We start from the raw sequence: 15,623 nt of genomic DNA on the forward strand, positions 1-15,623 counted from the left end.
ACCTTGATCGAGCGCGCTGCGGCGCGGGCCGTCGCGCTGCGCCCGCCCCCCGGCCGAACCCACCACCTGCTGCGGCCGCGGCTGCAACGGCTGCGTGTGGGAGGGCTTTTACGCCGCCGCCGAGTGGTGGCGGCAGGATGCGCTGGAGGCGTTGCAGGCCGCAGCCTCTGCCGTCGCCCCCTCCGGTCCGACGGCGCGGCCATCCGGCCGCAGCGCCAACGACTTTTAGCTTCAGCGCCCGATGGCCTTGAGCGCTTTCGCGCATGCCCACCTCAGGCGAAATGATCGCAGAGGAAATCCACGAAGGCGGTGACCTTGGGGCTCACGAGCCGGCGTGATGCGTGCAGCACCCAGCCTTCGGGCTGGGCCCCCTGCACCACGCCCCATTCGACGATGCGCCCGGCGGCCAGGTCCGGCGCCACGGCGGTCCGGGGCACCAGGGCCGGGCCTGCGCCCGCGAGCACCGCGTTCCGGATGAGCAGCGGGGTCGAGTAGCGCAACAGGGGCTTGGGCAGGTAGGTGCGCATGCTGCCGGCCGGGTCGACCACCGTCCAGGCCCCCGCCACGGTGCGGCCCGTGCGCATGACCGCCGGGAGTTCGATGCCGCCGCCGGGTGCTGCGGCATTCGCTGGCGGCAGGGGCCAGTCCGGCGGCGCGACCAGCAGCAACTGGTCGCGCAAAAAGCAGCGGCCGACCAGCGTGTCGTCCGGCCGCGGATTGAAGCGCACGACGATGTCGTAACCGTCGCCCACCAGATCGACGAGGCGGTCTTCCGCCGTGACCTCCAGCCGCACCTCGGGGTGCGCGCGCAGAAACGCCGCGCCCAGTTGTCCCATCGCCACGTGCGCGAACAGCAACGGTGTGCTGACGCGCAGCACGCCGCGCGGCCGGCCGATGCCGGACTTCAGCTCATCGACCACCTGCGTGATCTCGCCGAAAGGATCGGCCGTGCGCGAATGCAAGAGGGCGCCCTCCGGCGTCAACTGCAATTTGCGGGTGCCCCGCTCGACGAGGCGCACGCCCAGGGCGTCCTCCAGCGCCCGCACCCGGCGGGACAGTGTGGCCTTCGGCACGCCGCTGGCGCGGCTGGCGCTGCCAAACCCGCCGTGGGTCGCCACCCGGTTGAAATCGGCCAGTGCCGTGATGTCCATGCTTTGTTCCATTGATGAGACGCCATGTCCATATTTCTCGGACTATGCACCATTTATGAGCCACTGAACAATCACGGCGTGGGCAAGCAGTGGCCACCAACCGGCCCGCTTCACTGCCCGCTCCCTCCACCCCATCAGCAAGGAATGCCCCCATGAAAGCAGTACGGTTTCACCAATACGGTGGTCCAGAGGTTCTGGCCATCGAAGACATCGCGAAGCCCGCGCCTGGCCCCGGCCAGGTGCGCATCGCGGTCAAAGCCGCAGGCGTCAACCCGATCGACTGGAAACTGCGGGCCGGCTACATGCACGCGATGATGCTCATCGCCATGCCCGCCGGCAGCGGGTTCGACGCGGCAGGCATCGTCGATGCCGTGGGCGAAGGCGTGTCCGGCGTGGCCGTGGGCGATGCGGTCTTCGGCAAGGGCATCGACACGATGGCCGAATACGCCGTCCTGCAGGAATGGGCCGCGAAGCCCCAGGGGCTGTCTTTCGAAGAAGCCGCAGGCTATCCGGTCGCGGTCGAAACGGCCACGCGCATCATTGCCGAAGTGGGCGTGAAGCCGGGCGAGACGCTCCTGGTCAGCGGCGCCGCCGGGGGCGTGGGATCGGCCGTGATCCAGCTGGCCAAAGCCGCCGGCATCCGCACGATCGGCACCACCAGCGCCGCCAAGCACGACTACCTGCGCTCGCTGGGCGCCACCCCGACGACCTACGGGCCCGGGCTGGCCGACCGCGTGGCCGCCCTGGCGCCGCAAGGCGTGCAAGCCGCACTCGACATTGCCGGCTCCGGCGTCATTCCGGAACTGGTGGCGATCACCGGTGATGCATCGAAAGTGCTGTCGATCTCCGACCTGTCGGCCCCGCAGCACGGCGCCAAAACCTCGTTCGAACCCATGGACGCGGCCCTGGCCAGCAAGGCGCTGGCGGGTGCGGCATCGCTGTTCAACGCCGGCGCATTCACCTTGCCGGTCGAACAGACCTTTCCGCTGGACCGCATCGCCGCCGCGCATGAACTCAGCGCCCAAGGCCACGTCACCGGACGGCTCGTCATCACCATGAACTGACGGATCGCAGGCCGGGCCCTCACGGCCTGGCCTCTTTCAACCCCATCGATTTCCCCAGCGGCGCCTGGACGGCTGCGTGCGGAATCCAACGACCGTCAACCTCCACCTTCAACCGTCAGGCAACAAGGCCACACCATGGACATCAGCAACAACACCGTCCTGATCACCGGCGGTTCGTCCGGCATCGGGCTGGAACTGGCGAAGCAGCTTCTGCACCTCGGCAACACCGTGATCGTCACCGGCCGCAACCCCGCCAAGCTGGCGGCCGTGAGCCGTTCGCTCCCCGGCATCCACACCCGGGTTTGCGACGTGGCCGATCCCGCGTCCATCCGCGCGATGCACCAGACGCTGCCCCAGGAGTTTCCGGCACTGAACGTTGTCATCCACTGCGCCGGCATCATGCGAAAGATCAATCTCCAGAGCCCCACGGACGATCTGCAAGGCCTGACCCAGGAGGTCGAAACAAATCTGAAAGGCACCCTCTGGGTCAACCAGATGTTCCTGCCCCACCTGAAAAAGCAGCCACGCGCGGCGATCGTCAACGTGTCTTCGGGATTGGCCTTCGTGCCCATGGCCATCGCGCCCATCTACTGCGCGACCAAGGCGGGCCTGCATGCCTATACGCGGTCGCTGCGACTGCAGCTCAAACGCACCCGCGTGCAGGTCTTCGAGCTGGCGCCACCGGGCACGGACACCTCGCTGTTCTCGGGTGATTTCACGAAGGAAGATGTGGGCGGCGTCACCCCGATGCCGGTCGACACCCTGGTGAAGCATGCCTTGGCCGGGCTGCGGAAAGACAGGCTCGAGATTCGGCCGGGTTTGAGCAACGTCTTGAAGATCGCATCGCGCATCGCACCGAATTTCATGTTCGCGCAGTTGGGCAAGTCGGTGGATTTGATGCGGGACCACTGAGCCGGGCGAGCGATCTTTGCCGCCAATGTGTGCAACGGCGCGGCCAGGGGCTTTTCCCGTCCACCCGTCAGACAGCGTTCGACTCTGGTGATGGACCGCCGCCCCTCTCACTCCAATCTGGCTGCGGCCCAGGCCGGGTATAGCCCCACACCCGGATGACTCCCGCTTCCACGGAATAGGGAATGCTGTGGCGCTTGAGGACCTCTTGCAGCCAGTGTGCCGAGGCCGCTTGAAGCTCGATCCACTCCCACTCCGCGACCGGATGAAGGTGGTAATAGAACTCGCCGTCCCATGCAGTACAGAACCCCGGCGGCGCGAAAACGCTGCGGCCCCGGAACTGGGGATGCTGCTCGACCGGTGCCGCGAGCATCTCGGCACGCAGCTCCGCCCATTTGGTGTGATTGAGCGCCGGACACAGCTCCCCGCGCTGGACCATGGCTGACAAGCGCTTTATGTCTTCATCGGTTGGGCGAGGCATTGCCTTGCTATCGCAATTGCGCAGACAGGTCACATGGCCCTCCGAAATTTCCATCGTTCAGTCCCATCGCAGGCAACGATGGACGCCACAATAACGACGCCTGCAGCAGGTCCGGGTTCCTGGCGCTGCGCGCCAACTCAAAGGCTGCCTCACACGCTCACCGAGCCCCTGAACCCTCGCGCAGCATAGTAAGACTCGGCACCGTTGTGGTACACGAAGACTCTGCCGTAGCGCCTGTCGCAAAACAGCGCGCCGCCGAGTTTTCTGATTTCCGGCGGCGTGGCGACCCAGCTCGACGTTTTGCGGTCGAACTCCCCGAACTGCTGAAGCGTTCGGTATTGGTCCTCCGTCAGCAGCGAGATGCCCATGGCAGCGGCCACGTCCTCCGCGTTGTTCTCTGGCTTGTTCTGCTTGCGGGCATTCCATGCCGCTGCGTCATAGCAGAGGCTCCTGCGACCCTGGGGGCTTTCAGCGGCGCAGTCGCAGAAAACGCAGGTGCCGGCGGCATCCGCTGTTCCGATGACATCGGGTTCGCCTCCTGTGGCCTCCATGGCGTGGAGCGACTTCAGCTTTTCGGGGTTGCTCTGCAGACGCCTATGGACGTGGGCCCAATCGACACCTGGGTGCCTGTGAATGTTCTGCTGGAACCGCTGCTGCAATGCTTCAAGGATGAGGTCGCCCTGGTCTGTTTTCACGTCGCTCCACTCCTGTTTGAACATCATTTTTGCCAGCCGATGCGTGCATGAGGTCTGAACGTCTGCTGACCTCGTGTTGATTCTGCTTGACCTCACAACGGCTCAATGCACTCGAAGCACCTCAAACTGCTGCCGGCTCGGAGCGAGCTGTATCGACACTTCATCCCCCTCGCATTTACCCAGCATGGCCCTGCCCAAAGGGGCTTCGCAGCTGATGACCTGAACGATCTGACCGCCGCTGACCAACTTCATGCTGCCTCCATCCGGGCCGAGAAAAATCTGCTGCTCCTTGTCGTCGAAATCGACCAGGCAGACCAGCGCGCCGAGCTGTATGCCTTTGCTAGCGTCGTAGGGGCGCGGACAGAATTGGCGCCAATGGGCCAGCGCCTGGCGGATGGCTTCGGCGCGCCGAGCCTGGCCGGTCGCCAGATAGGCGGCTTCGAGCCCCAAGGTGTCGTATTTGTTCTCGGCGATGTTTTCTTCGTGGGTCGCCGTTTCATGGGCCGCCCGCATTGCCTGCTCGGCTTGCAGCAGGTCTTCTGCAAGCTGTTCCAACACCTGCTGTTGCAGCAAAAATTTATCCATGATCAAAGTGAGGCATGTCGAACGAGCGGTGGGCAGGTCTTGATTGTGAAGGGCTCCAACAGCCTTCGAAGGCTCCCGTTGGCCGCGGGGTTAACTTCAGCGATGGGAGCGATGCCGCAACTCAATCGGCTAAGCCATTGGCAGAATTGACCAATCACCCGACGCTTGGCATTGGCCTCACCCAGGGGACTCCATCAATAAAAGACGCTCGGATAGAGTGACGGATATGCGCCCTGATCCCCTTGCCTGGTGGCATTCTGAGTTCGGCGAGATTGCGCCTCGCGGGCATCTTCTGCGTCGCGCGCTCAGCGCGCAATGGGTGCGGTTTCACTCACTCCCTGAATCGAAGCGGTACGCTGGGTCGCTGGACGAATACGCCGAAATTGAACATCGACATTGTCTCGTCGCATCAGCGCTCTTCAGCGCCAACGAGCCCTTGTACGTCTTTCGCGCGCTTGGGGAGGAAGCCAAGCTGCGTGGAAAGGCCAAGCATCAGCTTGCCGGGCGCCAATTCAGAGAGGCCGTTGCTGTGATGCAGCCCGAAAGTCTTGGGCAGGACGAAGAGGATCGAATGTATGTCCGGGCTTTGGTTTCCCACTGGAAACCCGATTTTTTCAAAGCTGCGATTCGCGTACTCGCAGACTGGAAAGTGGTGGGCATCACGTTTGTTTCTCCGGCGACAAAAAACATTTTCTGTCCCTACGACGGGGGCATGGACGTCTTCACGCACTCCATCGCACCCGAAGAGTTTCGTGCCCGCTTTACGGACTGGCTATCGCCCCGTCCGGACGGTCTATGAACGACGGCTTGGGGCCAAAGCGAACATACGTCTCAACCGAAATTGGCCATACGTGACAGACCTTGAAGCCGCTAATCATTCAGGCCAATCTAACTTCTTACATTAACTCCCCCGCTCTCCCCCACCACCCAATCCCTGAACGCCTTCACCAACGGCGCCTCCGCCCGCGCCTCCGGATACACCAGGTAATACGCATCGCCGCTGGTCAGCACGGTATCCGACAGCTCCACCAGGCTCCCCGCCGCCAGCTCCGGCTCGATCAAGAACCGCGGCAGCAGCGCCGCCCCCAGCCCCGACACCGCCGCCTGCGCAATCATGGCGAACTGCTCGTGCCGTGGCCCGCGCAGCGCCAGGCTGGTCGGCTCGCCCACCAATTCGAACCATTCCGACCACTGCGTGGGCCGCGTGCTCTGCTGCAGCAGCACCACGCGCGCCAGGTCTTGCGGGGTGTGGATGCCGTGCTGGCTTTGGTAGCCAGGGCTGCACACCGGCACCACCTCTTCGTGCATGAGGTATTCGCACACCGCGCCGGCCCAGTGGGGCGTGCCGAAGTGGATGGCGGCGTCGAACGGGGTGCCCGCAAAGTCGAACGGCTCGGAGCGCGCCGCGAAATTGACCGTCACCTCCGGGTGCAGCGCCATGAAGCCGCCCAGGCGCGGGATGAGCCAGCGGGTGCCCAGGGTGGGCAGCACAGCCAGGTTGAGCAGGCCGTCAGTGCTGCTGAAGGCCATGGCCTTTTGCGTGATGGCCGACAGCTGCTGCAGCACGCCCTGCAGATCGGCGGCGTAGACGCGGCCGGCGTCGGTGAGCACCACGCGCTGGCGCACGCGGTGGAACAGGGCGGTGCCCAGTTGCGCCTCCAGCTGGCGGATCTGGCGCGAGACGGCGCTCTGGGTCAGGTGCAGTTCTTCGGCCGCGCGCGACACGCTGTGGTGGCGGGCGGCGGCTTCGAAGGCCAGCAGGTCGGCCATGGAGGGGAGAAAGGCGCGGCGCAGCAAGGTCATGCTCCAAGGGAATGACTCTGCGCAGGGCATTGCCGGCCAGCGCAGATTCGACTAGGGCAAGGGTTTTTACCAACCCAGGACTTGATTCCATTTTTACATCAAGTCGTTCCGTTATTTTGCTATGCAGACGGGCGCGATTTGGGGGATATTGGCGCACGCTTTCTTGCTTCTTTTCCTCGTCGCGTTTTACCGTTCTTGTTTTTTGACTGCGAGCACTACCGCCATGTCTGCCAACGCCGCCAACCCATCCGTCCCCGCCACGCCCGCCCCCGCCGTCTCGGCGGAGGTCGATCAATTGCTGCAACGCCTGGGCGTGCCGCGCACGGCCTACACGGGCGGCAGCTTGCCCGTGCGCTCGCCCATCACGGGTGAGGCGATCGGTGCGGTGCCGCAGCACAGCGCGGCCGAGGCCACCGCGGCCATCGGGCGGGCGCATGCGGCCTTCCAGGCCTGGCGCAATGTGCCGGCGCCGCGCCGGGGCGAGCTGGTGCGCCTGCTGGGCGAAGAGCTGCGCGCGGCCAAGGCCGACCTGGGCCTGCTGGTGACCATCGAGGCGGGCAAGGTGCCGTCCGAGGGGCTGGGCGAGGTGCAGGAGATGATCGACATCTGCGACTTCGCCGTGGGCCTGTCGCGCCAGTTGTACGGCCTGACGATCGCCACCGAGCGCACCGGCCACCGCATGATGGAAACCTGGCACCCGCTGGGCGTGTGCGGCGTGATCTCGGCGTTCAATTTTCCCGTGGCGGTGTGGTCCTGGAATGCCGCGCTGGCGCTGGTGTGCGGCGATCCGGTGGTGTGGAAGCCGTCGGAAAAAACCCCGCTCACGGCGCTGGCCACGCACGCGATCGCGCAGCGCGCCATCGCCCGCTTCGGCGCCGATGCGCCCGCGGGCCTGCTGGAGCTGATCATCGGCCAGCGCGACCTGGGCGAGGTGCTGGTGGATGACGCGCGCGTGCCGGTGCTGTCGGCCACGGGCTCCACCGCCATGGGCCGGGCCGTGGGCCCGCGCCTGGCGGCCCGCTTTGCGCGCGGCATCCTGGAGCTGGGCGGCAACAACGCGGCCATCGTGGCGCCCACGGCCGACCTGGGCCTGGCGCTGCGCGGCATCGCCTTCTCGGCCATGGGCACGGCGGGCCAGCGCTGCACCACGCTGCGCCGGCTGTTCGTGCACGAGAGCATCTACGACCAGCTGGTGCCCCAGCTCGCCAAGGTGTATGCCAGCGTGCAGGTGGGCGACCCGCGCACGCCCGGCACGCTGGTGGGCCCGCTGATCGACCGGCCGGCCTTCGAGGGCATGCAAAAGGCGCTGGCGCAAAGCCGCGCGCTGGGCGCCACGGTACACGGCGGCGACCGGGTGGAGGGCATCGCGGGCAGCGAGGCGTACTACGTGCGCCCGGCGCTGGTGGAGCTGCCAAAGCACGAAGGCCCGGCGCTGCATGAAACCTTCGCGCCCATCCTGTACGTGGTGCGCTACGGCACGCTGGAGGAGGCCATCGCCATGAACAACGCGGTGGGCGCGGGCCTGTCGTCATCGATCTTCACGCTGAACGTGCGCGAGGCCGAGCAGTTCATGTCGGCCGCGGGGTCGGACTGCGGCATTGCCAACGTGAACATCGGCCCGAGCGGCGCCGAGATCGGCGGGGCCTTCGGCGGCGAGAAGGAGACCGGCGGCGGCCGCGAGGCGGGGTCGGACAGCTGGAAGGCCTACATGCGCCGCGCGACCAACACCATCAACTATTCCACCGCCCTGCCCCTGGCGCAGGGCGTGACCTTCGACATCGCCGACTGAGCGATCGGCCGCGGCGCGCCGGATCCCCCGCCGCCACGGTCCCCCGGCCTGGGCCCCCACGGGCCCAGCCCATCCACACAGGAGACAAGCACCCATGGCATTCCCCCTCAAGGCCCTGGCTGGCGCGGCCACGGCCGCTGCGGCCTTTTTCTGGTGCGGCGCAGCCGCCGCGCAGGCGTCCGCACCGCCCGCCAACCCATCGGCGCAGCAGCCCACGCTGGAGAAGATCAAGGCCGCCGGCAAGGTGGTGCTGGGGGTGCGCGAGGCCTCGCCGCCCATGGCCTACGCCCTGGGCGCGAACGAGAAGTTCGTGGGCTACCACGTGGAGCTGTGCGAGCGCGTGATGAAGGAGATCGCGCCGCAGGCCCGGCTCGAATACATGGCGGTGACCGCGCAGAACACGCTGGCGCTGGTGCAGAACGGCACCATCGACATCGGCTGCGGGCCCACCACCAACAACACGGCGCGCCAGCAGCAGGTGGCCTTTGCCGTGACCACCTACGTGAGCGAGGTGCGCATGGCGGTGCGCGCGGATTCGGATTTGAACTCGGTCAGCCAACTGGGCGGGCGCACCGTGGCCGCGTCGGCCGGCACCACCGCCGTGCAGATGCTGCGCAAGCAGGAGCGCGCGCTGGGCGCCCCCATCAAGACGCTGCTGGGCAAGGACCACCAGGAGAGCTTCCTGCTGATGGAGTCGGGCCGCGCCGATGCCTTCGTGCTGGACGACAACCTGCTGGCGGGCGCCATTGCCACTTCCAAGGACCCGGCGGCCTACCGCATCGCGGGTGAGCCGATGGGATCGGAGCCGATCGCGCTGCTGTTCCGCAAGGACGACCCCGCGTTCAAGGCCGGGGTGGACGGCGTGCTGGTGCGGCTGATGCAGACGGGCGAGCTGGAAAAGATCTACGCCAAGTGGTTCACCAGCCCCATCCCGCCGCGCAACCTGAGCCTGAACCTGCCCATGAGCGGCACGCTGCGGCAGCTGATCGCGGCGCCCAACGACAAGCCGCTGGAGGCCTACCTCAAATGACCGCCACCCTGCCCACCGCCCTTGCCAATGGCGCAGCCCCGCCCGGCGCGTTCACGCCCGCGCGACGCATCGCAGCGCTGGGCGTGTCGCCCATCCTGCGCATCACGGACCACGCCAACGCGCTCAAGCGCTCGGGCCGGCCGGTGATCGTGCTGGGCGCGGGCGAGCCCGACTTCGACACGCCCGACCACATCCTGGAGGCGGCGCGCCGGGCGCTGGCGCGCGGAGAGACCCGCTACACGGTGCTGGACGGCAGCCCGGCGATGAAGGAGGCGGTGCGCGAGAAGTTCCGGCGCGACAACGGCCTGGACTTCGCCCTGGACGAGATCACCGTGGGCACGGGGGCCAAGCAGGTGCTCTACAACGCGTTCATGGCCACGCTGGACCCGGGCGACGAGGTGATCCTGCCCGCGCCCTACTGGTCGTCGTATGCCGACGTGGTGACGATCGCGGGCGGCGTGCCGGTCACCGTGCCGTGCACCGAGGCGGACGGTTTTCGGCTGACGCCGGCCGCGCTGGAGGCGGCCATCACGCCGCGCACGCGCTGGCTGCTGCTCAACTCGCCCTCCAACCCCACCGGGGCCGCCTACAGCGCCGCGCAGTTGCGCCCGCTGCTGGACGTGCTGCTGCGCCACCCGCAGGTGTGGCTGCTGTCGGACGACATCTACGAGCACATCCTGTACGACGGCGCGGCCTTGGCCACGCCAGCCGCGCTGGAGCCGCGCCTGAAAAACCGCTGCCTCACGGTGAACGGCGTGTCCAAGGCCTATGCCATGACGGGTTGGCGCATCGGCTTCGCCGGCGGCCCGCGCGAGCTGATCGCCGCCATGGCGGTGGTGCAGAGCCAATGCACCTCGTGCCCTTCGTCCATCAGCCAGGCGGCGGCCATCGAGGCGCTGACCGGGCCGCAGGCCATCGTGGCCGAGCGCTGCGCGGATTTCCAGGCCCGGCGCGACTTCGTGGTGCAGGCGCTGAACCAGGCGCCTGGCCTGCGCTGCCGCACCCCCGAGGGCGCTTTCTACACCTATGCCAGTTGCGCCGGCACGCTGGGCCGCACCACGCCGGGCGGCGCGCTGCTCAAGACCGACGTGGACTTTTGCCAGTACCTGCTGGCCGAGTACGAGGTGGCGGTGGTGCCGGGCACGTATTTCGGGCTGGCGCCGTACTTCCGCATCTCGTACGCTACCTCGATGGCCCAGTTGCAGACGGCCTGCCAGCGCATCCAGGACGCCTGCGCGGCGCTGCGGTGAGCCGGCCCGCCATGTTTCCATTCCTTCAACGCCCTTGATCGACGCCTTCATGACTTCCAACGTTTCTCCCCGCACCGGCGGCCAGGTCCTCGTGGACCAGCTCATCCTGCACGGCGTGCAACAGCTTTTCTGCGTGCCCGGCGAAAGCTACCTGGCCGTGCTGGATGCCCTGCACGACGCGCAGATCGCCGTCACCGTGTGCCGCCAGGAGGGCGGCGCGGCCATGATGGCCGAGGCGCAGGGCAAGCTCACCGGGCAGCCCGGCATCTGCTTCGTGACGCGTGGCCCGGGGGTGACCAATGCCTCGGCCGGCATCCACATCGCGCACCAGGATTCGACGCCGCTCATCGTGTTCGTGGGCCAGGTGGCGCGCGGCGCGCTGGGTCGCGAGGCGTTCCAGGAGCTGGACTACGGCGCGGTGTTCGGCACCATGGCCAAGTGGGTGGTGCAGATCGACGACGCGCGCCGCGTGCCCGAACTGGTGTCGCGCGCCTTCCACGTCGCCACGTCGGGCCGCCCGGGCCCGGTGGTGGTGGCGCTGCCCGAGGACATGCTGACCGATGCCGTGCAGGTGGCTGACGCCCTGCCCTACACGGCGCCGGAAACCCACCCCGGCGCGGCCGCGCTGCAAGAACTGGCCGAGCGCCTGGCCGCTGCCGAGCGTCCCGTCGCCATCCTGGGCGGCAGCCGGTGGTCAGAGCAGGCGGTGCAGGACTTCGTCGCGTTCGCGCAGGCCTGGTCGCTGCCCGTGTACTGCTCGTTTCGCCGGCAGATGCTGTTTCCGGCCGACCACGCCAGCTACGGTGGCGACCTGGGCCTGGGGGTGAACCCCAAGCTGCTGGCGCGCATTCGCGGGAGCGATCTGGTGCTGGTGGTGGGCGGGCGCCTGTCGGAGATTCCGTCGCAGGGCTACGAGCTGTTCGACATTCCCGTGCCGGCGCAGCCCCTGGTGCATGTGCATGCCGATGCCAACGAACTGGGCCGCCTGTACCGGGCAACGCAGTCCATCCACGCCACGCCGCAGGCCTTTGCCAACGCACTTGCCGCGCTGCAGCCGCCCGCCGCGGTGCGCTGGGCGGCGCACACGCAGGCCGCCCGCGCCGAGTACCTGGCCTGGAGCGATCCGGACCCGATCCGCATCCCGGGGCCGCTGCAGATGGGCGAGGTCATGCGCCACCTGCGCGAGGTGCTGCCGGCCGATGCGATCTTCTGCAACGGCGCGGGCAACTTCGCCACCTGGGTGCACCGCTTCTGGCCTTTCACCGCCTATGCCAGCCAGTTGGCGCCCACCAGTGGATCGATGGGCTACGGCCTGCCGGCCGGCGTGGGGGCCAAGCGGCTGTGGCCGCAGCGCGAGGTGGTGGTGTTCGCGGGCGACGGCGACTTTCTGATGCACGGGCAGGAGTTCGCCACCGCCGTGCAGTACGGCCTGCCCATCATCGTGGTGCTGCTGGACAACGCCATGTACGGCACCATCCGCATGCACCAGGAGCGCGAATACCCCGGCCGCGTGAGCGCCACCCAGTTGAAGAACCCGGATTTCAAGGCCTACGCCGCGGCCTTCGGCGGGCATGGCGAGCGGGTGGAGACGACGGCGGAGTTCGCCCCGGCGCTGGCACGCGCCCGGGCCAGCGGCCTGCCCTGCGTGCTGCACTGCCTGCTGGACCCGGAGGCCATCACGCCCACGGGCACGCTGCAGGGCATCCGCAGTGCGGCGCAGGCCCGCAAGCCGGGCTAGGCGCTCAGCGCGGGCGGCGGTCCCGGCGATGCCCGGGCCGCGCCGGTATCAACCGTGGACGGGCACCGCCATGTACTGCTCGCGCCAGGCTTCGAACGGCAGGGTGTCCGCTGCTTCGATGGCTTTTTGCTCGGCCACCGATTGCGCGGCGGCGGCCTCGAACCGGGCCTGCTGCGCCTCGGTCCAGGGCATGGCCAGCAGCGTGTCGCGCGCCCATTGCGATCGCTCCAGCGCGAAGGCGCTGAAGCTCTTGCCGTGCGCCTCGGCCATGCGGTCGAGCACGCGGGCCGACGGCGTGGCCTGCGGCTGCTGCATGAGGCGCCGCGCATCGGCCAGCGCGCTGCCGTAGTCGCCGGTGCCGTGCGCGGCGTCCAGCGCCGCGGCCAGTGGCTCACATTCGGCCAGCACCTGCGCGCCCCATTCGGCCAGCGGGATCTCGCGCCCGGCGCACTGCAGCAGCAGGCCCGGCTCGCGGCCGCGCTCGGCGGTCAGGTGCTGGTTGCGCTGCAGCTCGGCGATCTCCTGCGGCGTGTCGGGCGGGCTGTCGGACAGCAGGCAGTGCAACAGGAACACGTCCAGCAGGCGCATGGTCTGCGTCTCGATGCCCAGCGGCGCGAACGGGTCCAGGTCCATCAGCCGCACCTCGACGTATTCGACCCCCCGGTCGCGCAGCGCGTTCAGGGGCCGCTCGCCCGAGCGCACGGTGTGCTTGGGGCGAATGGTGCCGTAGAACTCGTTCTCGATCTGCAGCAGGCTGGTGCCCAGCTGGTTGTATTCGCCCCCGGGGTTGCGCACGCCCAGCGCCTCGTAGGCGGGGTATGGCCGGCTCAGGGCTTCGCGCAGCGAGGCGGCGTAGCCGTCCAGGCCGTTGTAGCTCACCGCCAGCGTGGCCTGCGCATCGCTCTGGTAGCCCAGGCGGCCCATGCGCAGCGAGGTGGCGTGCGGCAGGTAGAGCGCCTCGCCGCCCAGGCGCTGCAGGCCGTGCTCGCGCCCCTGCACGAAGCATGGGCACAGCGCGGGCGAGGCGCCGAACAGGTACAGCAGCACGAAGGCATGGCGGCGGAAGTTGCGGATCAGCGCGAAGTATTCGTCGCTGGTCACATCGGGCAGCGACCAGTTGTAGTGGATGCCCGAGATGGTCTGCATGCGCCGGCCGTAGCGGTGGCCCAGCCCCATGCGGTACACGCTCTTGGCGCGCCCCACGTTGGACGAGCCGTAGCGCGCCAGGGGAATGGTCTCGTCGGTGGGCAGGCCGCAGGGCATGCTGGACAGCCACAGCATCTCGCCGCCCGAAGCCTGCAGGCTGCGGTAGACGAACTGGTGGATCTCGGTGAGTTCGTCCAGGCATTCCTGCACGCCCAGGCGCGCGCCCGTGATCAGCTCGATCTGCGACTCGCTGTAGTCGGTAGTGATGTGGGGATGGGTCAGCGCCGAGCCGAGCGCCGCCGGGTGCGGCGTGAGCGCCAGCCCTCCCGTGGGCAGCACCCGCAGTCCCTCTTTTTCGATGCCACGGCGCATGCCAGCCAGTCGGCTGGCGGGCTGCGCGTGGATTTTCCGCTGCAGATGGCTCATCATCATTTGGTCGTTTCTTTATCACCTGATCGTCGGTTCGGCCCGGAACTTAGCACGGCCGGCACACTCTCGCTGGCGCACCAGATCAAGACCTTGGCTTCGCGCGGCCGCACCTCTCTTCGCAGGCAGGTCCGCCGCCCAGGGTGCCGCACTGCAACATCGCGCGTGTCGTGGCCAGCCAACGCAGGGCGTGCAATGCGCCCGGTCCAGCCACTGTTCCCGGGCACCCCTCGCCCGCGGAACGCACACGACGCCCATGAATGACTGGACACCATGCCCAAACTCTCAGTGCGTCCCACCATCTCGTCCGCAGGCCTGCCCGGCAACTCGACATCGAGTGCCCACGCCGCGCGCCGGCCAGCCACAAGCAGGCCCACCACAAGCTGCACCAGCTCGATCCGCGTGCAGCGCAGAACGAACTGCTGTCGCCCCTGTACGACGCAGGCCGGGCAGCGCGCAAATACCTCGCGCAGCCGCTGCCCGCCGCCGATACCGCGGCCATGCCCCCGCGCAAGCCCAAATCGGTGCTGGGCCAGTTGGCGACCAAGGTAGGCAGTTGTTTCGGCATGGCGCGGGGCCACCCGAAGCCCGTCGAGGAAATGCTCCGCTACCAGAACACCCCGAAGGACCCCTCGCGCCTCCCTTCGCGCAGCCGCGGTCAATGGGAGAGCCTGGAGCCGGTGCTGACCGGGCAGATGAAGGCCGCCGAAACCGTGCGGCTGGCCCAGATCGCCGTGGACAAGGCCATCGCCATGGAGCGGCTGGTGCAGCACCATGAAACGCGCCTGAGTGAAGAGGCCAGCGAGCGCGGCCAAAGGGCGGCCAGCCTGGCCGACCAGGCACACCGGCTCGCCAGCGAACAAGAATCCATGGCCAGCTTGCGGGCTGCGCTTCATCGGCTGGACCAAAGGCTCGACCGATCGCTCGCAGAAAACAATGCGGCAGGTGACCGGGGCGGCAGCGATCAGGAAGCGCTGACCCGGCACATCGAGGCGTTGCAGGCGCTGAGAAGCCGGCAAGCCGCCAAGCACGCCGAACTGGAGCGAAGCAGCCAGGGCAAGGACGCCGAGCTGAAAGACATCCAGAAGCTGGCCACGGATCAGGCACGCGAACTGTTCGAATTCGAAGCCGGCGCCGACGATCTGAAGTCGCTGCAGCCGGCACTGGCCCGACGCCGCAAGGAGGCCGAACTGCAACTGGAGCACGCCCAGCGCCGCCACCGGACGGCGACCGAAGCCCTGCAAAAGACCTACGGCGAGATCATCGACTTGCAATTGCGGCGCCTGCCCGGCTTCGAGGTGTACCGAAGCTCGCCCGCGATTGCCGCCCTGCGCGAGGCGCTCCGCGACTGGGTGAAGGCCATCGACCCGACCCGCCACGGCGCCGAGGCCATCGCGCCCGCAGGCGCGCTGACGATGGCAATCAAGGCCCTGGCCGACACCAGCGGGGGCCATGCCGAGGTGGCGCTGCAGACGCTGCAGGCCCTGCGCACCCACACCTGGGGCACGCTGCTGCCCGACCCGGCTGCGGGCCCGGACACGGCCCCGGCGCTGGAC

At 68.0% G+C, this 15,623-nt stretch carries 13 protein-coding genes and 2 pseudogenes; 9 read left to right on the forward strand and 6 right to left on the reverse strand.

Annotated elements, in window-relative coordinates:
- The first annotated feature begins 3 nt into the window (after positions 1–3).
- Positions 4–229, forward strand: a pseudogene (locus tag AC27IO_RS12735) (oxidoreductase-like domain-containing protein).
- Between the two features lie 43 nt (positions 230–272).
- Here AC27IO_RS12735 and AC27IO_RS12740 read toward each other — a convergent pair.
- Positions 273–1,151 (reverse strand): LysR family transcriptional regulator, encoded by an 879-nt coding sequence (locus AC27IO_RS12740; RefSeq protein WP_498739129.1) that lies wholly within the window; start codon positions 1,149–1,151, stop codon positions 273–275.
- 152 nt (positions 1,152–1,303) lie between these two features.
- Here AC27IO_RS12740 and AC27IO_RS12745 point away from each other — a divergent pair, with 152 nt between their 5' ends.
- Together AC27IO_RS12745 and AC27IO_RS12750 are read left to right on the forward strand one after the other, a co-directional pair.
- Positions 1,304–2,215, forward strand: coding sequence for an NADP-dependent oxidoreductase (locus AC27IO_RS12745; RefSeq protein WP_498739130.1), 912 nt, complete (start codon positions 1,304–1,306; stop codon positions 2,213–2,215).
- Between the two features lie 135 nt (positions 2,216–2,350).
- The gene (locus AC27IO_RS12750) at positions 2,351–3,127 is read left to right on the forward strand and encodes an SDR family oxidoreductase (protein ID WP_498739131.1); all 777 of its coding nucleotides are present in this window, start codon (positions 2,351–2,353) and stop codon (positions 3,125–3,127) included.
- 67 nt (positions 3,128–3,194) lie between these two features.
- Here the strand turns inward: AC27IO_RS12750 and AC27IO_RS12755 are convergent, their stop codons facing one another.
- The 3 genes from AC27IO_RS12755 to AC27IO_RS12765 all read right to left on the reverse strand — a co-directional run bounded on the left by AC27IO_RS12755 (position 3,195) and on the right by AC27IO_RS12765 (position 4,885).
- Positions 3,195–3,659: a DUF6678 family protein gene (locus AC27IO_RS12755; protein ID WP_498739132.1), complete on the reverse strand. Its 465-nt coding sequence runs from the start codon at positions 3,657–3,659 to the stop codon at positions 3,195–3,197.
- Between the two features lie 95 nt (positions 3,660–3,754).
- Positions 3,755–4,327 carry a DUF4256 domain-containing protein gene (locus AC27IO_RS12760; protein WP_498739133.1) on the reverse strand — a complete coding sequence of 191 codons (573 nt, stop codon included), beginning with the start codon at positions 4,325–4,327 and terminating at the stop codon, positions 3,755–3,757.
- A 75-nt stretch (positions 4,328–4,402) separates the two neighbouring features.
- Complete coding sequence (locus tag AC27IO_RS12765) at positions 4,403–4,885, reverse strand: GreA/GreB family elongation factor (RefSeq protein WP_498739134.1); 483 nt, start codon at positions 4,883–4,885, stop codon at positions 4,403–4,405.
- Positions 4,886–5,111: 226 nt separating this feature from the next.
- Here AC27IO_RS12765 and AC27IO_RS12770 point away from each other — a divergent pair, with 226 nt between their 5' ends.
- Positions 5,112–5,684 (forward strand): DUF3885 domain-containing protein, encoded by a 573-nt coding sequence (locus tag AC27IO_RS12770; protein WP_498739135.1) that lies wholly within the window; start codon positions 5,112–5,114, stop codon positions 5,682–5,684.
- 89 nt (positions 5,685–5,773) lie between these two features.
- On the opposite strand, the gene AC27IO_RS12775 is transcribed toward AC27IO_RS12770, so the two are convergent.
- Entirely contained in the window at positions 5,774–6,688 is a 915-nt protein-coding gene (locus tag AC27IO_RS12775) for a LysR family transcriptional regulator (RefSeq protein ID WP_284424898.1), read from the reverse strand.
- Between the two features lie 223 nt (positions 6,689–6,911).
- Between AC27IO_RS12775 and amaB the strand changes: the two genes are divergently transcribed.
- The 4 genes from amaB (at position 6,912) to AC27IO_RS12795 (ending at position 12,495) form a co-directional block, all read left to right on the forward strand.
- Positions 6,912–8,477 carry an L-piperidine-6-carboxylate dehydrogenase gene (gene amaB, locus AC27IO_RS12780; protein WP_498739136.1) on the forward strand — a complete coding sequence of 522 codons (1,566 nt, stop codon included), beginning with the start codon at positions 6,912–6,914 and terminating at the stop codon, positions 8,475–8,477.
- A gap of 94 nt (positions 8,478–8,571) precedes the next feature.
- Positions 8,572–9,507: an amino acid ABC transporter substrate-binding protein gene (locus AC27IO_RS12785; protein ID WP_284399537.1), complete on the forward strand. Its 936-nt coding sequence runs from the start codon at positions 8,572–8,574 to the stop codon at positions 9,505–9,507.
- The gene (locus AC27IO_RS12790) at positions 9,504–10,757 is read left to right on the forward strand and encodes a pyridoxal phosphate-dependent aminotransferase (RefSeq protein WP_498739137.1); all 1,254 of its coding nucleotides are present in this window, start codon (positions 9,504–9,506) and stop codon (positions 10,755–10,757) included. Before AC27IO_RS12785 ends, AC27IO_RS12790 begins: the two co-directional genes overlap by 4 nt.
- 49 nt (positions 10,758–10,806) lie before the next feature.
- Positions 10,807–12,495, forward strand: coding sequence for a thiamine pyrophosphate-binding protein (locus tag AC27IO_RS12795; protein WP_498739138.1), 1,689 nt, complete (start codon positions 10,807–10,809; stop codon positions 12,493–12,495).
- A gap of 48 nt (positions 12,496–12,543) precedes the next feature.
- Here the strand turns inward: AC27IO_RS12795 and gshA are convergent, their stop codons facing one another.
- The gene (gene gshA, locus AC27IO_RS12800) at positions 12,544–14,067 is read right to left on the reverse strand and encodes a glutamate--cysteine ligase (protein WP_498739139.1); all 1,524 of its coding nucleotides are present in this window, start codon (positions 14,065–14,067) and stop codon (positions 12,544–12,546) included.
- Between the two features lie 260 nt (positions 14,068–14,327).
- Here gshA and AC27IO_RS12805 point away from each other — a divergent pair.
- Positions 14,328–15,623, forward strand: a pseudogene (locus tag AC27IO_RS12805) (hypothetical protein); the annotation flags it as partial.

Source organism: Acidovorax sp. KNOB132 (assembly GCF_057541515.1).